At 54.9% G+C, this 20,285-nt stretch carries 23 protein-coding genes; 15 read left to right on the forward strand and 8 right to left on the reverse strand.

What is annotated here, in order from left to right; translation table 11 throughout:
* Positions 1 to 113: 113 nt before the first annotated feature.
* From artJ to ACOTYN_RS14690, 6 genes are all read right to left on the reverse strand, one after another.
* Positions 114 to 845 carry an arginine ABC transporter substrate-binding protein ArtJ gene (gene artJ, locus ACOTYN_RS14665; RefSeq protein ID WP_014883160.1) on the reverse strand — a complete coding sequence of 244 codons (732 nt, stop codon included), beginning with the start codon at positions 843 to 845 and terminating at the stop codon, positions 114 to 116.
* A gap of 195 nt (positions 846 to 1,040) precedes the next feature.
* Positions 1,041 to 1,709, reverse strand: a complete 669-nt coding sequence (gene artM, locus ACOTYN_RS14670) for an arginine ABC transporter permease ArtM (RefSeq protein ID WP_071922442.1) — start codon at positions 1,707 to 1,709, stop codon at positions 1,041 to 1,043.
* Complete coding sequence (gene artQ / locus ACOTYN_RS14675) at positions 1,709 to 2,425, reverse strand: arginine ABC transporter permease ArtQ (protein WP_014883162.1); 717 nt, start codon at positions 2,423 to 2,425, stop codon at positions 1,709 to 1,711. Before artQ ends, artM begins: the two co-directional genes overlap by 1 nt.
* A 6-nt stretch (positions 2,426 to 2,431) precedes the next feature.
* The gene (gene artI, locus ACOTYN_RS14680; protein WP_008500032.1) at positions 2,432 to 3,163 is read right to left on the reverse strand and encodes an arginine ABC transporter substrate-binding protein ArtI; all 732 of its coding nucleotides are present in this window, start codon (positions 3,161 to 3,163) and stop codon (positions 2,432 to 2,434) included.
* 19 nt (positions 3,164 to 3,182) lie between these two features.
* The gene (artP, locus tag ACOTYN_RS14685) at positions 3,183 to 3,911 is read right to left on the reverse strand and encodes an arginine ABC transporter ATP-binding protein ArtP (RefSeq protein ID WP_071922441.1); all 729 of its coding nucleotides are present in this window, start codon (positions 3,909 to 3,911) and stop codon (positions 3,183 to 3,185) included.
* A 226-nt stretch (positions 3,912 to 4,137) separates the two neighbouring features.
* Positions 4,138 to 4,656: a lipoprotein gene (locus tag ACOTYN_RS14690; protein WP_014883164.1), complete on the reverse strand. Its 519-nt coding sequence runs from the start codon at positions 4,654 to 4,656 to the stop codon at positions 4,138 to 4,140.
* A gap of 97 nt (positions 4,657 to 4,753) precedes the next feature.
* On the opposite strand from ACOTYN_RS14690, the gene ACOTYN_RS14695 reads away from it, so the two are divergent.
* The 3 genes from ACOTYN_RS14695 to ACOTYN_RS14705 all read left to right on the forward strand — a co-directional run bounded on the left by ACOTYN_RS14695 (position 4,754) and on the right by ACOTYN_RS14705 (position 6,797).
* Positions 4,754 to 5,077, forward strand: coding sequence for a heavy metal-binding domain-containing protein (locus tag ACOTYN_RS14695; RefSeq protein WP_023332507.1), 324 nt, complete (start codon positions 4,754 to 4,756; stop codon positions 5,075 to 5,077).
* A complete protein-coding gene (locus ACOTYN_RS14700) occupies positions 5,074 to 5,904 on the forward strand; it encodes an N-acetylmuramoyl-L-alanine amidase (protein WP_071922440.1) in 831 nt (276 codons plus the stop codon). Before ACOTYN_RS14695 ends, ACOTYN_RS14700 begins: the two co-directional genes overlap by 4 nt.
* 269 nt (positions 5,905 to 6,173) lie before the next feature.
* Complete coding sequence (locus tag ACOTYN_RS14705; RefSeq protein WP_014883167.1) at positions 6,174 to 6,797, forward strand: helix-turn-helix domain-containing protein; 624 nt, start codon at positions 6,174 to 6,176, stop codon at positions 6,795 to 6,797.
* Here the strand turns inward: ACOTYN_RS14705 and ACOTYN_RS14710 are convergent, their stop codons facing one another.
* The gene (locus ACOTYN_RS14710) at positions 6,798 to 7,442 is read right to left on the reverse strand and encodes a hypothetical protein (RefSeq protein ID WP_071922439.1); all 645 of its coding nucleotides are present in this window, start codon (positions 7,440 to 7,442) and stop codon (positions 6,798 to 6,800) included.
* On the reverse strand, positions 7,442 to 9,007 hold the full coding sequence (locus ACOTYN_RS14715) for an ExeA family protein (RefSeq protein ID WP_071922438.1): 1,566 nt from the start codon (positions 9,005 to 9,007) through the stop codon (positions 7,442 to 7,444). Before ACOTYN_RS14715 ends, ACOTYN_RS14710 begins: the two co-directional genes overlap by 1 nt.
* Before the next feature lie 300 nt (positions 9,008 to 9,307).
* Between ACOTYN_RS14715 and gspC the strand changes: the two genes are divergently transcribed.
* Genes gspC through ACOTYN_RS14775 form a run of 12 tightly spaced genes read left to right on the forward strand, consistent with a single transcriptional unit; the run spans position 9,308 to position 20,096 of the window.
* Positions 9,308 to 10,039, forward strand: a complete 732-nt coding sequence (gene gspC, locus ACOTYN_RS14720) for a type II secretion system protein GspC (protein WP_014883170.1) — start codon at positions 9,308 to 9,310, stop codon at positions 10,037 to 10,039.
* Between the two features lie 13 nt (positions 10,040 to 10,052).
* Positions 10,053 to 11,984, forward strand: coding sequence for a type II secretion system secretin GspD (gene gspD / locus ACOTYN_RS14725; protein WP_014883171.1), 1,932 nt, complete (start codon positions 10,053 to 10,055; stop codon positions 11,982 to 11,984).
* A 14-nt stretch (positions 11,985 to 11,998) separates the two neighbouring features.
* Complete coding sequence (gspE, locus tag ACOTYN_RS14730) at positions 11,999 to 13,477, forward strand: type II secretion system ATPase GspE (protein WP_014883172.1); 1,479 nt, start codon at positions 11,999 to 12,001, stop codon at positions 13,475 to 13,477.
* Entirely contained in the window at positions 13,477 to 14,685 is a 1,209-nt protein-coding gene (gene gspF / locus ACOTYN_RS14735) for a type II secretion system inner membrane protein GspF (protein ID WP_014883173.1), read from the forward strand. Before gspE ends, gspF begins: the two co-directional genes overlap by 1 nt.
* Positions 14,686 to 14,688: 3 nt before the next feature.
* Positions 14,689 to 15,138 (forward strand): type II secretion system major pseudopilin GspG, encoded by a 450-nt coding sequence (gene gspG / locus ACOTYN_RS14740; protein WP_014883174.1) that lies wholly within the window; start codon positions 14,689 to 14,691, stop codon positions 15,136 to 15,138.
* On the forward strand, positions 15,138 to 15,623 hold the full coding sequence (gspH, locus tag ACOTYN_RS14745) for a type II secretion system minor pseudopilin GspH (RefSeq protein WP_071922436.1): 486 nt from the start codon (positions 15,138 to 15,140) through the stop codon (positions 15,621 to 15,623). The genes gspG and gspH overlap by 1 nt, the downstream gene beginning before the upstream one ends.
* Positions 15,616 to 15,996 carry a type II secretion system minor pseudopilin GspI gene (gene gspI / locus ACOTYN_RS14750; protein ID WP_023332514.1) on the forward strand — a complete coding sequence of 127 codons (381 nt, stop codon included), beginning with the start codon at positions 15,616 to 15,618 and terminating at the stop codon, positions 15,994 to 15,996. The genes gspH and gspI overlap by 8 nt, the downstream gene beginning before the upstream one ends.
* Positions 15,993 to 16,664, forward strand: coding sequence for a type II secretion system minor pseudopilin GspJ (gene gspJ / locus ACOTYN_RS14755; protein WP_332958170.1), 672 nt, complete (start codon positions 15,993 to 15,995; stop codon positions 16,662 to 16,664). The genes gspI and gspJ overlap by 4 nt, the downstream gene beginning before the upstream one ends.
* Positions 16,661 to 17,671, forward strand: a complete 1,011-nt coding sequence (gene gspK / locus ACOTYN_RS14760) for a type II secretion system minor pseudopilin GspK (RefSeq protein ID WP_023332516.1) — start codon at positions 16,661 to 16,663, stop codon at positions 17,669 to 17,671. The genes gspJ and gspK overlap by 4 nt, the downstream gene beginning before the upstream one ends.
* A 15-nt stretch (positions 17,672 to 17,686) precedes the next feature.
* Entirely contained in the window at positions 17,687 to 18,820 is a 1,134-nt protein-coding gene (gene gspL, locus ACOTYN_RS14765) for a type II secretion system protein GspL (protein ID WP_023338197.1), read from the forward strand.
* On the forward strand, positions 18,817 to 19,302 hold the full coding sequence (gene gspM / locus ACOTYN_RS14770; RefSeq protein WP_014883180.1) for a type II secretion system protein GspM: 486 nt from the start codon (positions 18,817 to 18,819) through the stop codon (positions 19,300 to 19,302). The genes gspL and gspM overlap by 4 nt, the downstream gene beginning before the upstream one ends.
* Positions 19,299 to 20,096 carry a prepilin peptidase gene (locus ACOTYN_RS14775; RefSeq protein ID WP_023336994.1) on the forward strand — a complete coding sequence of 266 codons (798 nt, stop codon included), beginning with the start codon at positions 19,299 to 19,301 and terminating at the stop codon, positions 20,094 to 20,096. Before gspM ends, ACOTYN_RS14775 begins: the two co-directional genes overlap by 4 nt.
* Positions 20,097 to 20,285: the final 189 nt, after the last annotated feature.

Genomic DNA, 20,285 nt, shown 5'->3' on the forward strand with positions numbered 1-20,285 from the left:
ATGTTCCCGGTCTGATCTGTCACCTATGTATCCGGTCATACACTGCGCTTATCCGGCCTACAAAACCCCCCTCGTAGGCCGGGTAAGGCGAAGCCGTCACCCGGCAAAACACCTTACTGCGGGAACCACTGCTCGCTGATTTTCTGGTACGTACCGTCAGCTTTAATCGCTTTCAGCGCGCCGTTCAGTTTTGCAAGCAAGGCTTTGTTATCCGGACGTACCGCGATGCCGAGGCCGGTACCGAAGTACTGTGGATCGGTCACTTTCTCGGTCGCCGTGCCCAGCTGCGGGTTGGTTTTCAGCCACTCGTTGACCACGGCGGTATCGCCGAAGACGCCATCAATACGGCCATTTTTCAGGTCGATAATCGCATTCTGATAGCTGTCATAGGCCACGGTTTTCACTTCAGGATGTTTGTCCTGCAGGTATTTCTGGTGCGTGGTGCCGTTTTCCATCCCGATGCGTTTGCCTTTCAGCTCGTCGAAGGACTTATACGCCCCTTTCTTCGCAATCACTACCGCCGAGTTGGCGTAGTACGGGTCGGTGAACGCTACCTGCTTGCTGCGCTCTGGGGTGATGTCCATTCCGGAGATCACCGCATCGTATTTTTTGAACTTCAGCGACGGGATCAGACTGTCAAAGGCGTGGTTGGTAAAGGTGCAGTCGGCCTGCATCTGTTTGCACAGCGCTTTCGCCAGGTCGATATCGAAACCGACGATCTGGTTGCTGGCATCCAGCGATTCAAACGGCGGATAGGTGGCGGACACGCCAAAATTGATTTTATCCGCTGCGGATGCGCCTGCGGCGAACGTTGCCAGTAATGCGGCCAGAACTAACTTTTTCATGGTAATGCTCCCGTCTGTCTTATTGATGCGCCGTGTCTGCGGCCTGGATGTACAATGCCAGTTAATGAATTTATATGCAATAAAAACGATTAAATATTATCTTTATAGCAAAAAAAAGCGGATAACCAGAAAGTTATCCGCATTGATTAATCACATTTATGCACTTCTTGCCGGGTGGCGCTGCGCTTACCTGGCCTACGATCTGCGCTCAAACGCTAAAGCTTTACGCTCAATCAGGCGCATCATCAGCGTCAACAGGCCGTTCACGACCAGATACACCACGCCCGCCGCGCCGAAGACCATCACGTCATAGGTGCGTCCATACAGCAGCTGTCCGTGGCCCATCACTTCCATCAGGGTGATGGTATAGGCCAGAGAGGTACTCTTGAACACCAGCACCACTTCGTTGGAGTAAGAGGAGAGCGCACGCTTAAAGGCGTACGGCAGCAGGATCGCCAGCGTGTCTTTCTTGCTCATGCCGAGCGCCCCGCAGGACTGCCATTGCCCTTCCGGGATGGCACGAATCGCGCCGTAGAACAGCTGGGTGGTATAGGCCGCGCTGTTCAGGGAAAGGGCTATCAGGGCGCACAGCCACGGCTCAGAGAGCAGATGCCAGATAACCGGATATTCCTGCAGCGACGGGAACTGTCCCGGGCCGTAGTAAATCAGGAAGATCTGCACCAGCAGCGGCGTACCGGTAAACAGGGTGATGTAGCCGCGCACAATCCATACCAGTACCGGCGTTTTCAGCGTCAGGACGATGGTGAAGATGATCGCCAGGATCAGCGCCACGATAATGGACGCCACGGTCAGCGTCAGGCTGGTGTGCAGCCCTTTCATGAGCTCCGGGAAATATTCAAGCATCAGCCTGGTCTCCGTTCAAAGCGCGTCGCCCGCAGGTCAATACGCTTGAGGATGTACTGACTGAGCAACGTGATCACCAGGTAGATCGCCGCCGCCACAATGTACCAGGTAAAAGGCTCCTGGGTACGGGTGGCGATGCTTTTGGTTTGCAGCATCAAATCGTTAACGCTGATCAGGCTCACCAGCGCGGTATCTTTCAGCAGCACCAGCCACTGGTTACCAAGGCCCGGCAGGGCATGGCGCCACATCTGCGGCATGACCAGACGGAAGAAGATCGCTGATTTCGACATACCCAACGCCTGACCCGACTCCCACTGCCCCTGCGGCACGGCTTTCAGCGCACCACGCAGGGTTTGCGACGCGTACGCCGAGTAGAGCAGGGAGAGGGCAATCACGCCGCACAGGAACGGGCTGACGTCGAAGTTTTCAATCTGCATTTGCACCGGGATCTGCGCAAAGCCAAGATTGACAGTGAAGCCATCCGACAGCGTAAGCAGCAGCTGCGAGGAGCCGAAATAGATAAACAGGACCACCAGAATTTCCGGTAGTCCACGCAGCACAGTGACCAGCGCGGAGCCTGTCCAGGCGACGGGGAACCATTTCGCGGACTCCCACACCGCAAAGAACATCGCCAGCACCAGGCCGATAATCAGTGCGCAAACGGCAAGGCCGACGGTCATCCCGGCGGCGCTTGCTAAAGGAAAAATTTCATTCATCAGGAATTACTTCTGGAACCATTTTTTGTAGATGGTTTCGTAGGTGCCGTCTTTCTTCACTTTTTCCAGCGCAGCGTTGAACTTCTGCTGCAGCTCAGTGTTGCCCTGACGAACGGCAATCCCCAGACCGGTACCGAAGTAGTCCTTATCGGTCACTTTGTCGCCTACTGGCGCCAGTTTATCGTTCGCTTTCAGCCACTCGGTCACGACCGCGGTGTCGCCAAAGACGCCGTCAATACGACCATTTTGCAGATCCAGCTTCGCGTTCTGGTAGCTGTCATACGGAACGGTGGTGATTTCCGGATGCTTATCCATGATGAATTTCTGGTGCGTGGTGCCGTTCTGCACGCCCACTTTTTTGCCTTTCAGCTGATCAACAGAGGTGAATTTCCCTTTCTGACCAATGAACAGCGCCGAGTTGTCGTAGTAAGGGGTCGTAAACAGCACCTGCTTTTCACGCTCAGGGGTGATGTCCATACCGGCCATGACGGCATCGATACGGCGGAACTTCAGGCTTGGGATCAGGCTGTCAAACGCCTGGTTGCTGAAAGTGCAGGTCGCATCGATCTCTTTACACAGGGCGTTTGCCAGGTCTACGTCAAAGCCAACAATTTTGTTGTTTGCATCAATGGACTCAAACGGAGGGTAAGACGCTTCCGTGGCAAAACGAATGGTCTGGGCTGCGGTAGCGGAAAGGGTAACGCCAGCAAGCAGCACGGCAAGTAATACTTTTTTCATTATATTTCCCCTGACACAATCAATGAGATAAATAGTTTTTGAAGGCATCGGTTTGCGGGTTAGCGAAGCAGCTCGCATCACCTTGCTCAACGATATACCCATTTTCCATGTAGACCACACGGCTGGCGGTTTTACGCGCCACTTCCACTTCGTGGGTAACGATGACTTGCGTGATATTGGTTTCCGCCAGCTCACGAATAATGCTGACGATCTGAGCGGTGATTTCCGGGTCCAGCGCCGCGGTCGGTTCATCAAACAGCAAAACCGCCGGTTCCATCATCAACGCACGGGCAATCGCCACACGCTGCTGCTGACCACCCGAAAGATGCAGCGGATAACGGTCACTGTAAGGCTTAAGGCGCAGACGCTCCAGCAGCTTTTCGGCACGGCCGATGGCCTGATCCTTACTTAACCCCAGCACGCGACACGGGGCTTCAATCAGGTTTTGCAGCACCGTTAGATGCGGCCAGAGATTGTATTGCTGGAAGACCATGCCGACGTTTTGACGCAGCTCGCGAATCGCTTTATCAGACGGCGTTTTCGCGAAATCAAAATGGTTACCAGCAATCACCAGCGTACCTGAACGGGGCATTTCAAGCAGATTAAGGACACGCAGAAGGGAGCTTTTACCTGCACCGCTTGGGCCAAGCAAAACCAGCGTTTCGCCTTCCGGGCAGTTCAGCGTGATGTCAAACAGCGCCTGGTGTGCGCCGTAGAAGCAGTTAATGCCGTTTAGTTTAATACTCATCGGGGCAGTCTTTACTCATCCAGGCAATCTATAGCAATTGAGGCCGCAGATAGTACCGTTGACAGAATAGTTATGCAATATTTCTGCGTTAAAAGTTAAATATAACCCGTATTTACTCTTAAACATAGCACAAAATAGCGAAGGGCAAAGGCGGCGAGTATAAATGTCGGCATTCCGCGAGAAATGCCGGACATTTTACGGGGGTAACATTTTTATAACTGATGGTTTAGCGGTTCTCAATCGACTGGCGCAGCGTGCCTGCCGGGGCATGAACGCTGCCGCCAATGTAGCGTACGTCGTCGACAGCCCAGCACTGACCTTCACGGATCATCAGTACCTCATCCTGCCAGGACTGGGTCCCCTGGGTCAGCTTGACGCGCAGCGGAATGTTTCGCGCATCGGTGTTGGGAATGGTAGAAGCGCTGGCCACTTCCGCACTGTCCGGCAGCGTGGTACGGCTGGAGAACGGATCGGATTTAAGCAGGGTATTATGCTGCGGATCGCGGGTGGCGTCGTTGAGCAGTTTTGCCAGACCGTCACTCAGGTAAGGGCGCAGGCCGGTGAGATCGTTGCTGCGGTGCTGAATGCGGTAATCATAGAACTGCTGCGCCACGGTGTCCGGGCCGCCGTCAATGCAGGGGCCGCTGCGGGTACCAATATCCTTAAAGGCTGGCGTGACCGTGGTGGTACAGGCGCTGAGCACCAGCGCGCAGGGCACCAAAAGTGTTAAAGCAGAGTAGCGCATGTTGATTTCCTTATTTATTAACTATCCTTTCAATCATAGCGTAACGAACCGATAATGCTGTGCCTAAGGCATTGAACGCTAAAGAAGGAGAGAAACTATGCAGTTTTCAACAACACCAACCCTGGAAGGGCAAACAATAACCGAGTATTGCGGCGTGGTGACCGGGGAAGCAATTCTCGGTGCTAATATCTTCCGCGACTTTTTTGCTGGCATCCGTGACATCGTGGGTGGACGATCCGGTGCCTACGAAAAAGAGCTGCGTAAAGCGCGAGAAATTGCCTTTAAGGAGCTGGGCGAGCAGGCCAAGGCGCTGGGTGCGGATGCGGTTGTCGGCATTGATATCGACTACGAAACGGTCGGGAAAGATGCCAGCATGCTGATGGTGAGCGTCAGTGGAACGGCGGTGAAAACCCGTCGATGAAGCGTTCGCTCTCCACTCTCCTGCTGGCGCTGTTGCTGGCAGGATGTACCTCGGAAAAGGGCATTGTTGATAAAGGCGCGTACGAGCTGGATACCCGTCATCAGGCGCAGGCGGCCTACCCGCGAATAAAGGTGCTGGTGATCCACTACACCGCCGATGATTTTGACACGTCGCTGGCGACCCTAACCGATAAAAACGTCAGCTCTCATTATTTGATCCCCGCAAACCCGCCAGCACCGGACGGCAAGCCGCGTATCTGGCAACTGGTACCCGAGAGCGAACTGGCCTGGCATGCTGGTATCAGCTTCTGGCGCGGTACCAACCGAATTAATGATACGTCTGTGGGCATTGAACTTGAAAATCGTGGCTGGCAAACGTCTGCTGGCGTAAAGCGTTTTACGCCTTTCGAACCCGCGCAGATTGCGGCGCTGGTGCCACTCGCCAAAGACATCATTGCCCGCTACGACATCAGACCTGAGAACGTGGTGGCCCATTCGGACATTGCGCCGCAGCGCAAAGACGATCCCGGTCCGTTGTTCCCATGGCGACAGCTGGCTCAGCAGGGGATAGGCGCATGGCCCGATCCCGCGCGCGTGGCATTTTATATCAACGGACGACCACGCTTTCAGGCGGTGGATACCGCAGCGTTACTCGATTTGCTTGCGCGCTACGGCTATGACGTGCCGGCCAACAGCACCCCAGCGCAGCAAAAACGTATCATCATGGTCTTCCAGATGCACTTCAGGCCTGACCTGTGGAACGGCGTCGCAGATGTCGAAACGATGGCCATTGCTGAAGCGCTTTTAGAGAAATACGGGCAGGGGTAATCCTTCGGATACCCCCGAAAGCGCCAATTACTCCTGATTTACTTGAGATTAATCTTAGGTACAAACTCAATTCATTTTTAGTTAATTGACTTAAAATTATCCGCATTTAAGATAGACACATAGCTTGCTAATTAATGCAGCAGATAAATATATCGTATCCATTTTTTATTTTTCTCCTTGAGCGCATCATCAGGAAAAATATTCTAAGGCTAAGGTTTTTATGCTTTGGTCTGCATTCTAAAAATTAACATCTTAAATCGGGTATAACAATGTTAAGCATTTACGGTAAAAAGTTACGTCCACAGGACGAAATGAATAGTATTATTTCTGCAACCTCAGGTTTTGAAGAGAAAACCTTAAAGAAATGGCAGAAAATATCCACCTCTGATTCACAATATATTCATATTATCGTCAGCGGTGAAGTTGAATTCCGACGTGAATCCGACGAACTGTGTATGTTCACGGTTACCGGCCAGTGCATTTTTGGTCTCTCTTCGATGTACTACGACGCGACCCATATGTACGGCCTCGTTCGGGCCAATACCGTGGTGCGCTCAATTAAAAAAGAGACCTTCGCACAGCTTATGACGGATAACAATTTGTGGCCTCAACTGACCAAAGTTCTCTCCTGGTATATTTGTATGTTGAGCAAACGTGACGATGTTCTGGTTGCCCGCAGTGCGTATTCAGTCGTACGTGAGTTTTTATACGAGATCAATGACCTGATTGTTCATCAGCAACGCGATATTAACGTTTATGATTATATTCAGGAGTACACCAACCTGGCTCGTAGCACCATCATTAAAATTCTTTCCGATCTGAAAAAAGGTCAATATATTGTTGTGGAAAAGGGAAGACTCCTTAACCTGACAGCCTTGCCTGAAAAATATTAACTACTCCAGCCGGTCTCCTTTCTCACTCAAAGGGGACCGGGCATCCACTTTATGATTCACATCCCTCTGCGAATTATCCTGCGTTTCGTCAACCGGCGGCGCGGGAATTTTGCCTTGCGAATAATCTTGCTCTTGTTCTTTTAACGCCTGCTTAAGTAACTCGCTTATAGAAGCGTCATCATTGCCTGTGCTGGCGGAGGCGGCTTCGTGTGCTTCGGTTCCGGGTAACGTATCCCGGGAAGTATCATGGGGCACGTCACCATCAGGTGCCTGCTGCCAGTCGGCATCATCGCTGTTGATGGGCAGATCCTGCATGGCAGGAACATCCGCCTGCACCGGAGCCGGTTTTGGCTGCGGATGCGGATGGGGATGCGGGAACGGCTTGCTCACATACACATAGTGCATATCTGAAAGCTGCGTTTCCGGTTTCGCGGCGCTTGCTTTGACCGGTTCCGGTTCCGGCGCCGGATGGCGCAGGTTCCAGTAAACATGTGCGTACAGCCCTGCCATGATCATGGCGCACAGAGCCACCATCCCTAAAAAGGCATGGCTAACGATGTTTCTCAGACGGGGGAGGCGGTATGAAAACCAGACCGCCTCGCCGGTGGTGTAACTGCGCTGAGCCGCAAGACAGATGGTAGACATTAGGAATGCTTCTCCTGCGTGTTGGCGTCGGGTGTGGCATGCGTGGTCTGGAGCAGTACGCTCGGCGCGGTATGGGTTTCACGCATCAACTGCATCAACGTATCTTCGCCAGGAATGCCATCCACATGCAGATGCATTTTTTGCTGGAATTCGCGGGTGCGTTTCATCATCTCCGCCGTCCAGGTCTGCGAATGGGTTTCTGGCTGGCCAAGCGCCAGGCTCAACTGCTGGTCAAGCCAGCCCATGTCTTTCGTGTCGCTGGCAGCACTGATAGCCTCTTTACCTTCCGGCGTCAGGCGGTGCAACTGGGTAAAGTTGCCGGTCGCATGCTGGTTAAACCAGCGGTGGCTTACCTGCCAGGTACGGTTATTCATCAGCAGGTCGAGTGACGTATCTCCGACGCGGGCGACCACGGCATAGTTAAGATGATCGCCGGTTTTCAGCTCGCTCACCCACGGATACCCCTCCTGGGCCAGCGCATCGGGTGAAGCATTCCCTTGTTTACACATCAGGTTCACCTTCGCGGCGTTCTGGCACAGGGCATCATCCGCCGAGGCGTCATACCCCCACATCAGGTAGAGCTGGTGCATGGCATCCGGCTGATTAACCATTTCGTTGTCGATAACCGGCACCACCGGTGCCTCAACTTTTGGCGCCTGCTGTTTCCAGCTGACGGGTACCGGGAGTTGAACCGGAAGTTTTCCGGCGATCGACGACGTTAAATACCAGCCGCAGGCGGCGAACAGCACTGAGGCAAAAAGCCCCACGGTTGCCAGGCGCTTACCGTGTTTTTTCGCCGGGAGGATCTCACCTGCCGCCAGCCGTAAATGACGCGGGCTGACCTGGGCTGCACGTTCGGTCCAGGCAGCCAGCATCGACAGATGCGACAGTTCATTCAGTTTGCTGATATTCCCCTTGGTCAGCACATGCATTTTACGCACGCGTGCCGGGGATAACGGTGCGCTCTCGCACCCGTGTTCTTCACACTGCGCCTGTACATAGCTGAGATATTCCCGGCAGGTAAGGGGACGCAAAGTGTGGCGGGTGTGCGCATATTCACGCAGTTCAGATTGCTGCATCAGAACAACGTCCCGATCCGCCGCGCCCGTCAGCACCACCGACAGGCGAAACGCCAGCTCCTGGGCACGGGTGAGTAGCATCGCCAGCACCTCGTGACAGCTCTCTTTCATCGCCTCGCAATGGCTAACGATCAGTATCTTCGCCCGGTTTTTTTCCGCCTGCCACTGGTGCAGTACGGCATCCACCGCCTGAATCCGGTTCTTGTTCTCTTTGGTTCCCGGGCTGAGCTTGTACAGCAGGCTACTGGCACTCAGTTTTGGAAACGCATTAATAGCAAGCACGTCGGGGTGGGCAGATTTGAGGGCGTCACTGAACTGCCCCAGCAGAGGGGCATCGTCGGAAAAGAGCCCGATAATTCCCGCCTGTTGGGTTTTCTCCTTCAGCAGGTTGAAAACATCCTGATGATAAGGCACCAGAAAATCGCCGTTTGAGCGGACGATCTTCCGAAAGGGCGGATTTTTAAAATTAAAGTGCTTCTGATACATAACGACTTACCGTCTCTGATTGGGAATAGCAACAGGACGAGAAAGTAAAGCAACGCCAGGGTGTGGTCAATTTACACACAGGGTAAAAATATCCACTGGACGATGCCTAACATCTGGATTTTATACGGTCAATATTTTTCTTTATGAAAGTTAACGGCAAAGTCAGTGGTCGAATTTACAGCAGCTCATTACTATTTCCTCACATGTTAGCGCAGCACGACGCTGCTTATTTTCGCTTTGCTATAGGCCAGATGAAAAATGAGGTTCTCATTTCTGTCACGGTGGATAACCCCCTGTATTATGTTTGCGCTGTTGCTATTTTGCGGCCAACAAGGGTATCTGACGTTTAAAGATTATAAAAAAGTTACAAATAAGTTGGCTAATTCTGATGTGCAGCCGCTGAAAAAACGTCGCGAAGAAAAATCCTTCACGCTTTTCACGGCTGCTGTTCGCCAGGATAACGTCGAGATAGCGGCAAAAGCGCCGCTGGCAGCGGAGATCGAAGGTATCGTGCGCAGTGATGATGCCTGGCTCTCCTTCGCCGTCATTAAAACCCCCGGAGGGGCGAGAAGCTACCGGGAGGGCGAGCCGTTGACCGGTTTTACCGACGCGTTTGTTCAGGAAATTAATAAAGATAATGTGGTGGTTAATTATGAAGGTGCTACGCAGGTACTCGCATTAAATAAGCCGGATTATTTTAAGGGCGGCGTTGACAGCGGCCCGGTGACGAAATCGACGAAGGATGCAGGCGCGGAAAGCGTGCATCTGGATGATTATCTGGTGTTAAAACCTCTGATCGAAAAAGGCCAGCTGGAAGGCTACAACATTAATCCAAGGAACGCCTCCGCCTTCTTCAGTCATTCAGGACTGGAAAAGGGGGATGTGGCGGTAAAAGTAAACTCTGTCGATATGACCGATGAAGCAAAGGCAAAAAATATTATTGCCAACTGGTCGAAAATGAAAGAAGCGGAGGTCGTCGTCAGACGTCACGCTCACCTTGAAAATATTCGGATTAATGTTCTAAACAATTAACAAGTGTACAGCCATGAAGAAATTTCCTTGGGCGTGCGTGGCGCTGACCGCATTGTCGTTATATTCAGGTTCGCTGTTCGCGGCGAACTTTAGCGCGAGCTTTAAAAATACCGATATTCGGGAGTTTATCGATACGGTAGGCCGCAATCTTAATAAAACCATTCTTGTCGATCCGTCCGTTCAGGGCACGGTATCCGTAAGAACCTATAACGTGCTGACGGAAGATGAGTATTACCAGTTCTTCCTGAGCGTGCTGGACCTGTACGGCCTGTCGGTGATCCCGATGGACAACGGCATGGTCAAAGTGGTGCGTTCAAGCGTCGCCCGCACCGCCGGGGCGCCGCTGGCGGACAGCAGCAACCCGGGCAAAGGGGATGAAATCATCACCCGCGTCGTGCGCATGGAAAATGTGCCAGTACGCGAGCTTGCTCCGCTGTTGCGCCAGCTCAACGACGCAACCGGCATCGGTAACGTGGTTCACTTTGAGCCGTCCAACGTGCTGCTGTTAACCGGTAAAGCCTCGGTGGTGAACCGCCTGGTGGATCTGGTTCAGCGCGTGGATAAAGACGGTGTTCAGCGCCGTGAAATTGTGCCGCTGCGCTTTGCCTCTGCCAAAGAGCTCTCAGACATGTTGAACAACCTCAACAACGAAGAGCAGAAAGGGCAGAACGCACCGCAGCTGGCCACGAAAGTGGTTGCGGATGACGAGACCAACAGCCTGGTGATCAGCGGCTCGGAAGCGGCGCGCACCCGCACCCGCTCTCTGATTCATGAGCTGGATCGCGAGCAGAACAACGAAGGTAATACCCGCGTGTTCTATCTCAAATACGCCAGCGCCACCAAGGTGGTGCCGGTGCTGACCGGGATTGGCGAACAGCTGAAAGACAAAGCGGGCGCGCCAAAGGCGAAAACCGCCGCCGCGTCCAGCGATCTGAATATTACCGCCGACGAGTCAACCAACTCTCTGGTGATCACCGCGCAGCCTAACGTGATGAACTCCCTGGAGAAGGTGATCGACAAGCTCGATATCCGCCGTCCGCAGGTGCTGGTGGAAGCCATCATTGCGGAAGTACAGGACGGTAACGGCATGGATCTGGGTGTGCAGTGGACCAGCAAGCACGGCGGCGTCCAGTTCGGATCCACCGGCCTGCCAATCGGGCAGGTCAAAAATGGCACGATGAAAGGGTTGTCGTATACCGGTCTGGCAACCGGCTTCTTTAACGGTGATTTTGGTGCGCTGATGACTGCGCTCTCCACCGGGTCCAAGAACGACATTCTTTCTACGCCAAGCGTGGTGACGCTGGATAACAAAGAAGCGTCGTTTAACGTCGGTCAGGATGTGCCGGTACTGTCCGGTTCGCAAACGACCAGTGGCGACAACGTCTTTAACTCTGTTGAGCGTAAGACGGTGGGGACCAAGCTGAAAATCGTGCCGCAGATTAACGACGGCGACATGATTCATCTGAAGATTGAACAGGAAGTCTCCAGCGTTGACGCTAACGCGACTGAAGACGCCAGCCTCGGCCCAACCTTCAACACCCGTACCATCAACAACGAAGTGATGGTACACAGCGGCCAGACCGTGGTGTTGGGCGGTCTGATGGAAAACGTCACCAAAGAGACCGTCTCCAAGGTGCCGCTGCTGGGCGATATTCCGCTGGTGGGCCAGCTGTTCCGCTACACCTCTGAGGATACTTCTAAACGTAACCTGATGGTGTTCATCCACACCACGGTGCTGCGCGACGACGACAACTACAGTGCGGCGTCGAAAGAGAAATATGACCAGATCCGTGCTCGCCAGCAGCAGCGCATGGAGGAGAAAAAGCTGGGCATCGTAACGAACAGCAATAACCCGGTGATGCCAGCATATCCGTCCGCGCCTTCTGCCGACGCGGTGCCGGTGAAAACCAGCGCAGCCGCAACGCGCAACCCGTTTAAACAGTAAGGCGGAGGGGCAACGTGGACGAACTGAGTAAAACCCTGTGTAGCAGCAGCTATGCAAAAGATAACGGCGTTTTATTTTACAACAATGACGTCTTTATCCGTGAAGACACCCCGGCATTTGCGCTGCTGGAAGTGCGCCGGGTGCTGGGACGCACGTTCGTCCCGGTGACTCTGACGCCAGAGGCCTTTGACGAGCTGCTGGCGAAAATCTGGCAGCAGAGCAGCGGCGTCTCTCAGCAGCTGGTGGACGATATGGACGCGGATATCGATCTGATGGCGTTAACTGAGGAGATCCCGGACAACGAGGATTTGCTCGACAACGACGAAAACTCGCCGGTGATCCGCCTGATCAACGCCATTCTTGGCGAGGCGGTCAAAGATGGCGCGTCGGATATTCATATCGAAACCTTTGAGCGCACGCTGAGCATTCGTTTTCGCGTCGACGGCGTGCTGCGCCCGGTGCTCCAGCCAGCGCGCAAGCTCGCGCCGCTGCTGGTGTCGCGCATCAAGGTGATGTCAAAACTCGACATCGCCGAGAAGCGTTTGCCGCAGGATGGACGTATCTCCCTGCGCATCGGCCGTAAGGCAATCGACGTGCGTGTATCGACCATTCCTTCGCAGTACGGCGAGCGTGTGGTGATGCGTCTGCTCGATAAAAGCAATCTGAAGCCCGACATCAACAAGCTTGGCCTGATTGATGAAGAGCTGGAAAAGTTGAAAGGGCTGATTGATCGCCCGCACGGCATCATCCTGGTCACCGGGCCGACTGGCTCCGGTAAAAGTACCACCCTGTACGCCATTCTTTCGGCGCTGAACGGTCACGAACGCAACATTCTGACCGTAGAAGACCCGATTGAATACGAACTGGAAGGGGTGGGGCAGACGCAGGTTAACCCGCGCGTGGACATGACCTTTGCCCGCGGACTGCGCGCCATTCTGCGTCAGGATCCGGATGTGGTGATGATCGGGGAAATTCGTGACGGTGAAACCGCGCAAATTGCGGTGCAGGCGTCGCTCACCGGTCACCTGGTCATGTCTACGCTGCACACCAACAGCGCCGCGGGGGCGATCACCCGTCTGCGGGATATGGGGCTGGAATCCTTTTTAATTGGTTCATCGTTGCTCGGTGTCATTGCCCAGCGTCTGGTGCGTCGGCTGTGTACGCACTGCCGGACCACCAGTCCGCTGGACGCCAATGAGAAAGCGCTGTTCAGCTTTATGGACACGCCGCCAAAAGCCATCTACCGCGCGGTGGGCTGTGAACACTGCCGCCAGAGCGGCTACCAGGGGCGCGCCGGTATTCATGAGTTTCTGGTGGTGGACAGCACCATGCGCCGCGCCATTCATGAAGATAAAGACGAAATGTCCATTGAAACGCAGCTCTTTAAGCAGGCCTACAGCCTGCGTGAGAACGGCCTGCTGAAGGTCATTAGCGGCGTGACCTCTCTCGAAGAGGTGATGCGCGTTACCGCCGAGCGTGGAGGAGATGCGTAATGGCCTTCTACGCCTGGACGGCAACGGATGCAGCGGGGAAAACCCAGCGCGGCACGCTGCAGGCTGAGGGGCAAAAGCAGGTTCGCCAGATGTTGCGCGAGCAAAAGCTGATGCCCGTCAGCATCAACGAAACCCGTGAGGCTGCGTCTGCCGGAAAAGCGAAAACCGGCGCAAAGCTCTCTACGCCGGTGCTGTCGATGTTTACCCGCCAGCTTTCCACGCTGGTCAACGCGGCGCTGCCGCTGGAGAGCGCGCTCAAAGCGATTTCCAAACAGACGGAAGACAAAAAGCTGGCGGCGATGGTGGTTGAAATTCGCGAGAAGGTGGTGGAAGGGCATACGCTGTTTGACGCCTTCAGCCAGTTTCCGCGCACCTTCGACAAACTCTACTGCACGCTGGTGATGGCCGGCGAAAAGACCGGTCACCTGGGCGACGTGCTGGAAAAGCTGGCCGAATACAACGAGCAGCGTCAGAAGATGAAAAGCAAGCTGACGCAGGCGATGGTCTACCCGATTACCCTGACGGTAGTGGCCATTGCGGTCATCAGCATTCTGCTGGTCGCGGTGGTGCCGCAGGTGATCGAACAGTTCACCCACATGAAGCAGCAACTGCCGATCACCACCCGCACGCTGATTGCAGTGAGTGATTTCCTGCAGGCTTACGGGATTTATATCGCGGGCGGCATCGGCGGGGGGATTGTCGGTTTCAAAGCCTGGGTCAGAAACGTCAAAAACCGCTTTCGCTGGCACAGCTGGCTGGTGAACGGTTCGCCGATAAAAAAACTGGTTTGCGCCATCAACAGCGCCCGCTATATCCGCACCCTGAGTATTCTGCAGGCCAGTAGCGTGCCGCTGCTGGAGGGGATGTATATCGCGATGGACGGTATCGAAAACCTCTACGCCCGGCAGGTGCTGGAGCAGGCGGCGGATACCGTCCGCCAGGGGGCATCGCTGTATGCCGCACTGGAGCAGGCGAGACTCTTCCCGCCGACCATGCTGTATATGATTGCCTCCGGGGAAGAGAGCGGCGAATTAGGTAATTTAATGGACCGCGCGGCGGAAAACCAGGAATCGGGATTACAGCATCGCATTACGTTAACGCTGTCGGTATTTGAACCGGCGCTGGTGGTATCCATGGCAACGATTGTTTTATTCATCGTGCTGTCAATATTACAACCGCTTCTGCAACTTAATAATATGGTAGGTTAAATCATGGCTTTAAAACGTAAAAACCTGGCTCGCCAGGCGGGCTTCACATTGCTCGAATTAATGGTGGTCATTGTTATTCTCGGCGTACTGGCGAGTATGGTGGTGCCCAATTTAATGGGTAATAAAGAAAAAGCGGATGCCCAAAAGGCGACCAGCGATATTGTCGCGCTCGAAGGTTCGCTGGATATGTATAAGCTGGATAACCACCGTTATCCGACAACCGAACAAGGCCTGCAGGCGCTGGTGACCAAGCCGGAAATCGCGCCAATCCCGAACGGCTACCGCGCGGATGGCTATATTCGCCGTCTGCCGCAGGACCCATGGGGCAATGATTATCTCCTCGTAAGCCCGGGTGAGCACGGTGCGGTTGACGTCTTCTCGTCTGGCCCGGACGGTGAAGCCAATACCGCCGATGATATTACGAACTGGTCTCTGGATAAGAAAGAGAAATAATGAAAAATCAACGCGGCTTTACGTTGCTGGAAATTATTCTGGCGCTGGTGATATTTGCCAGCTGCGCCATGATGGTGGTGTCAACAATACCTTCGCGCAGCGGTGCGGATATATTTGGCCAGCAATTAAAAGCCCTCGTTGATTATGGTTCAGACCGTGCGGTGATGGACGGAAATATCGTCGGGCTGGTGATCTCCACGGATAACTATCAGCTGGTGACGCTCGAAGATAAAGAGGGCGAGCGTCGCTGGGTACCGTTATCCGCGGGCCGTATCACCACCAAAGGTGATTTCCCGGAGGAGATGCACGTATCGCTCTCGCCGCAGCGCCTGGCCGCGACGCTGACGTCCGATCCGCAGGTGCTTTTTTTGCCGGACGGCGAAATCAGCCGCTTCACGCTGACGCTGCAAAGCTATGACAAAGAGCACCATTTCCGCGTGGTGTCGCAAGGCGCGGCGCCCGTATCGGTAGAAAACGATGGCTAACGGTAAGAAAAAGCAAACGGGGATGACGCTGCTGGAGGTCATGGTGGCGCTGGTCATCTTCTCCACCGCCGCGCTGGCGCTGATGAACTCGGTGTCTCTGAACGTGCGTTTCACCCACGGCCTGGCCGATACGCTGCAGGCCAGCTGGGTGGCGGAAAACCAGCTGGCGGAAGTGCAACTGACTAAAAGCGACTTTCCCGATGCCGAAGAACGGGGAAGCGAAACCATGGGCGGGCGCGGCTGGACGTGGCGTAAACAGCGTATCAAAACGGCGGACAACCGCTGGGCAAACGCCATCAGCGTTTATGCGGAAGGCGACGACAGCCAGCCTGTGATATCGCTGCAGATTGTGCCGCCGGGAGAGATCAAGTGAACAAAGCCCGACGCCAGCGCGGATTTACCCTGCTGGAGATCATGATTGCGCTGACCATTTTTGCGGTGATCAGCACCCTGGCCTGGCAGATTCTGGACGGCGCGATGCGCACCAGTTCGGCAACCGACGCCAGCGCGGCGAAGCTCAATCAGCTTCAGCGCGCCTGGAGCCTGATGGAGCGCGATTTTTACCAGCTTCAGGCGCGCGCGCCGCGCAACGAGCCGGACCTGTTCCGCCAGGTCGATGATGCGCTGGAACTGACCACGCTCAACGGCGTGAGCGGTACGGTGCAACTCGAACGCGTGCGCTGGCGGCTGGAAGAGGGGCGTCTTTACCGCGATGTCTGGCCGGTCATTGACAGCCCGGCGGACGTTAAATCGGACGAAGTGCCGATCGTCAGCGAGGTGAAATCCCTGGCGTGGCGTTTTTACCGTCAGGGCTGGCAGAAAAGCTGGAGCGACCCGGCGCATCTGCCGGACGGGGTTGAGCTGACGCTGACGATGGAAAACGGTGATACCTGGCGCTGGGTCTTCACGACCCCGGGCGATCTGCCTGCGGTGGCTGCACCGGCACCTGCCACCGGGGCAGACGCCGCGCCTGCCGCCGCGCCAGAGGCAGGGACTGCGCCGCAACCCGCGCCACAACCTGCTCCGGAGGCGAAACCATGAGTGCCTTACGTAAACAGAAAGGGGTGGCGCTGCTGGTGGTGTTGATCCTGCTGGTGATGATGTCGGCCCTGGCCGCCAAAATCAGCCAGCAGTTCTGCCGCAACCTGCAGAAAACGCATTATCAGGTCAGCCAGCAGCAGCTGCGCTGGGCGATGCAGGCCCAGGAAAAAGTGGTCAAAGACCGTCTGCAGAGTGACGCCAGCGGCGAGAGCAACGCGCTGTCACCGGAAGGGGACTGGCAGCAGCCGCTGGAAACGCAGGGGGAAGATTACACGGTGGTAAGCCAGGTCGAAGATGCCCAGGACTGCTTCAACGTTAATAACCTGCTGGCAGCAGAAAAGCCTGCCCAGGGGCAAGCGCAGACTACCGTGCCGGAAAAGCCGCGCAACGAGCGAATTGTTGAGCAGATCCTGACGCAGAGCGGGCTAAGCCAGTCCACGGCGGAAGAAGTTTACCTCCAGCTGGTGGACTACCTCGATGGCGACACGACGACGGCCAAAGAAGGCGCCGAGAGTGATGCCTGGGCAGGCGTCGTGCCTGCCCGTCAGCCGGCTAACCAGATGATGCGCACCATTGCGGAGATCAAACTGCTGCCTGCGTTCCCGGCGGCGGCATATCCGAAGGTAAGCAAACTGCTGTGCGCGTTACCGGACACCGCCAGCAAGGTGGATGTGAATACCCTGAAACCGGAGCAGGCCGCCTTACTGGCCGCCCTGTTCCCGGAGAAATTAACTGAAGATGACGCCCTTCGCCTGATTGAATCGCGTCCTGAAAGCGGCTGGGAAAACATGGAGACCTTCAGCAAAGCGCTGGAGCAAACCTTCCCGCAGCTGAAAGATGACCTTCCGCAGGTGGCAGAGCTTCTCTCAATAAATAGCCGGTATTTCCGCGTTAACTACACCGGCAATACCGATGAATTAACGCTTCGTGTGGTAAGCCAGCTTCAGGTTAATAACGAAGCCGGTGAGATCGTGACGTGGCAGCGTCGTTACCGAATGATTGAATAAGAAAAGTAGATCGCTATGAAACAGGTACTTTTTGTTCGTCCCGACAGCTTCGAGGGCGGGAAAATAATGTGGTGTGTCTCCGGCACTCAGCAGGTGGAAACCGTGGCTAGCCTGGAGGCACTGGCGGATCATCCGCTGGCGACGCGCGTATGTCTGCTGTTGCCGGCCAGCAGCATGATCTTCCGCCATTTTACGTTGCCGAAAAAGGTCGCTTCTCTGGCGACGGCGTTCTCGTGGATGGCCGAAGAGACGCTGATTGGTGACGTGGACACGCTTCACTGGACCGTGCTTAGCAAAAAGGGCGCAGAGGTCGACGCGGTGGCGATCGATGCCGACAGTCTTCAGGCGTGGTTAACCCGCTGTCAGGAGGCGGGTCTGACGGTGGTGCAGGCGCTACCGGATGCCTGGCTGCTGCCCGTGACGGCGGGCGGCAGCACGCTGGTTGCCGAAGGTGAAACCTGGTGGCTGCGGTTATCTCCGCACGTCGCGGGTGAAATGGAGGCCAACCTGCTGCCGCTGCTGATGCAGAAAGCCGGAGAGGGTGAGGTCTGCTGCTACGGTGATGCACCTGCCGGTGTGGATGTCGATGTTGTGCTGCCCTGGCAGCATCCGCTGGTGCTGATTCAGCCCCAGTGGCAGGCCTGCCGCGTCACGCTTCTGCACGGGGCGTTCAGCGCCAAAGCCAGCAATGGCAAAGCCGCCAGACGGTTAAACGTGGCGATGGCCGCCGTAGGGTTGCTCTCACTTAGCCTGCTGCTGGGGCCGCGCATTGCGATGGCCTGGATGCTGGTACAGCAGGAAAATCAGATCCAGCAGGAGATCCAGCAGGTCTACGAACACCATTTCCCGAGCATGCGTCACAAGACCAATATTAAGTACCACTTTGGTCAAAACATGAAGAAGCAGGGTAAAGGGATCTTTCTTCAGTTTGACGATCTGGAGAAAGCCCGACAGGCCGTTCCGGCAATGGAAATCGACCTGCTGGAATACGATGCGCGGCAGAATACGTTGACGCTGAGCGTCAGCGCACAAAACCAGACCGCATTACAGACGTTTGTGAACCAGGCCAGTGAGAAATTTGATTTCACCCTGCAGCCCGTGTCCACGTCAGCACCTTATACCGCCATGATCGCAGGGAAATATAAATGAAACAGCGAATTGCGCAGCTTAAGTCCCGTTACCAGAATTACAGCGCCAGGGAAAAAGTCATTTTAAAAATATGTGCCGCCGCCCTGCTGGGGGCCGCGGTCTATTACGCCGGGGTTATGCCGCTGGATAATATGATTCAAAATAGTGCTTCGACCCTGGCCAGACAAAAAGAAACCCTGAACTGGATGCGCAGTGAAATAGATAAAAACCATTTGCAGGTTCAGGTAACCAAAACAAATAACCCGCGTGCGCTGGTGGAAAATAGCGCCCAGGAGATCCATCTTCCCCTGACGGATGTGCATCAGGATGGACAAACGTTATCGTTCGTGGTCAGCCGCGTGAACGTTTATGAATTAAAGAACTGGCTGCGGGAAATTAACCAGACCTCCGGCGTCAGGCTGCAGAAAATGAACCTTACGCCGGTGGATCATCTCAGCGACGTGAAGGCTGAAGTGCAACTCACGTGGGGTAAAACCGCATGAACAGCGTTGCGCTGATGCGGGACGTCTACCCGGTGGGGTTCGCGATCGCGAGCGCGGTGTTAGGCGGCATGGTGGGCAGTTTTCTCGGCGTTGTCGCCGAACGCGTGCCGGCCATGGTAAGGGAAGAGGAGGGATGCGGAAATCTGCTCTTTCCGTCCTCGCACTGTCCGGTGTGCCAGCACGCGCTGGCGGCCTGGGAGAATATTCCGCTGGTGAGCTGGCTGCTTCTGCGCGGGCGATGCAGCCAGTGCAAAACCGCTATCCCGCTGCGAATCTTTCTGGTTGAGCTGGTTTCCGCCCTGTTTTTTGGCCTGACGGCGTGGTGTATGCCCGACGTTCAGGCGCTGTTTTCTCTGTGGCTGCTGGCCGGCTTTTTACTCCCGCTGACGATGATTGACTGGCGGCATCAATTGCTCCCGGATTGCCTGACCCAGCCGCTGCTCTGGGCGGGACTGTTGCTTCATGCGTTCGATCACCAACTGCCGCTACGCGACGCGCTGCTCGGCGCGGTGGCGGGCTATATGTCTCTTTGGTTGCTTTACTGGGCGTTTCGTCTGGCTACCGGGCGGGAAGGTCTGGGATACGGTGATTTCAAGCTGCTGGCGGCATTAGGTGCCTGGTGCGGCTGGCAGGCTCTGCCCACGATTGAACTCGCAGCCGCACTGAGCGGTATCGTTGGGTATTTTGCTTTAAATAATTCAAATAAAAATAACCTCACTATTTCTTTCGGACCTTACCTTTCTTTTGCTGGAATAGTTGTGTTTATTGGGCAGCAGTTTGCTTTCATATTTTAAATATACAGGTCAAGCTTTTTTATAAATTTTTTCAGCGGTGGAAGAGAAGGACGTCTCTTTGCGCTCAGTGTATCGTAAAGGATATAAGCTACACGGAATTTGGGCTTGTATCTTTTTATGGAGGAATACAAAGCAGCAAAACGTTTTTTGTCTCGGTTGTCAGGTTGGTTAAATACGCATTACGCGAAA

Origin of the sequence: Enterobacter cloacae complex sp. IR5458 (genome assembly GCF_049238025.1) — a bacterium.
In the GTDB taxonomy this organism is placed as follows: Bacteria; Pseudomonadota; Gammaproteobacteria; order Enterobacterales; family Enterobacteriaceae; genus Enterobacter; species Enterobacter kobei.

Excerpts from the sequence above, each read along its gene's own strand:
- artJ (WP_014883160.1), bottom strand. The coding sequence starts at position 845 with ATGAAAAAGTTAGTTCTGGCCGCATTACTGGCAACGTTCGCCGCAGGC.
- artM (WP_071922442.1), bottom strand. The coding sequence starts at position 1,709 with ATGCTTGAATATTTCCCGGAGCTCATGAAAGGGCTGCACACCAGCCTG.
- artQ (WP_014883162.1), bottom strand. The coding sequence starts at position 2,425 with ATGAATGAAATTTTTCCTTTAGCAAGCGCCGCCGGGATGACCGTCGGC.
- artI (WP_008500032.1), bottom strand. The coding sequence starts at position 3,163 with ATGAAAAAAGTATTACTTGCCGTGCTGCTTGCTGGCGTTACCCTTTCC.
- artP (WP_071922441.1), bottom strand. The coding sequence starts at position 3,911 with ATGAGTATTAAACTAAACGGCATTAACTGCTTCTACGGCGCACACCAG.
- ACOTYN_RS14690 (WP_014883164.1), bottom strand. The coding sequence starts at position 4,656 with ATGCGCTACTCTGCTTTAACACTTTTGGTGCCCTGCGCGCTGGTGCTC.
- ACOTYN_RS14695 (WP_023332507.1), top strand. The coding sequence starts at position 4,754 with ATGCAGTTTTCAACAACACCAACCCTGGAAGGGCAAACAATAACCGAG.
- ACOTYN_RS14700 (WP_071922440.1), top strand. The coding sequence starts at position 5,074 with ATGAAGCGTTCGCTCTCCACTCTCCTGCTGGCGCTGTTGCTGGCAGGA.
- ACOTYN_RS14705 (WP_014883167.1), top strand. The coding sequence starts at position 6,174 with ATGTTAAGCATTTACGGTAAAAAGTTACGTCCACAGGACGAAATGAAT.
- ACOTYN_RS14710 (WP_071922439.1), bottom strand. The coding sequence starts at position 7,442 with ATGTCTACCATCTGTCTTGCGGCTCAGCGCAGTTACACCACCGGCGAG.
- ACOTYN_RS14715 (WP_071922438.1), bottom strand. The coding sequence starts at position 9,007 with ATGTATCAGAAGCACTTTAATTTTAAAAATCCGCCCTTTCGGAAGATC.
- gspC (WP_014883170.1), top strand. The coding sequence starts at position 9,308 with ATGTTTGCGCTGTTGCTATTTTGCGGCCAACAAGGGTATCTGACGTTT.
- gspD (WP_014883171.1), top strand. The coding sequence starts at position 10,053 with ATGAAGAAATTTCCTTGGGCGTGCGTGGCGCTGACCGCATTGTCGTTA.
- gspF (WP_014883173.1), top strand. The coding sequence starts at position 13,477 with ATGGCCTTCTACGCCTGGACGGCAACGGATGCAGCGGGGAAAACCCAG.
- gspG (WP_014883174.1), top strand. The coding sequence starts at position 14,689 with ATGGCTTTAAAACGTAAAAACCTGGCTCGCCAGGCGGGCTTCACATTG.
- gspH (WP_071922436.1), top strand. The coding sequence starts at position 15,138 with ATGAAAAATCAACGCGGCTTTACGTTGCTGGAAATTATTCTGGCGCTG.
- gspI (WP_023332514.1), top strand. The coding sequence starts at position 15,616 with ATGGCTAACGGTAAGAAAAAGCAAACGGGGATGACGCTGCTGGAGGTC.
- gspK (WP_023332516.1), top strand. The coding sequence starts at position 16,661 with ATGAGTGCCTTACGTAAACAGAAAGGGGTGGCGCTGCTGGTGGTGTTG.
- gspL (WP_023338197.1), top strand. The coding sequence starts at position 17,687 with ATGAAACAGGTACTTTTTGTTCGTCCCGACAGCTTCGAGGGCGGGAAA.
- gspM (WP_014883180.1), top strand. The coding sequence starts at position 18,817 with ATGAAACAGCGAATTGCGCAGCTTAAGTCCCGTTACCAGAATTACAGC.
- ACOTYN_RS14775 (WP_023336994.1), top strand. The coding sequence starts at position 19,299 with ATGAACAGCGTTGCGCTGATGCGGGACGTCTACCCGGTGGGGTTCGCG.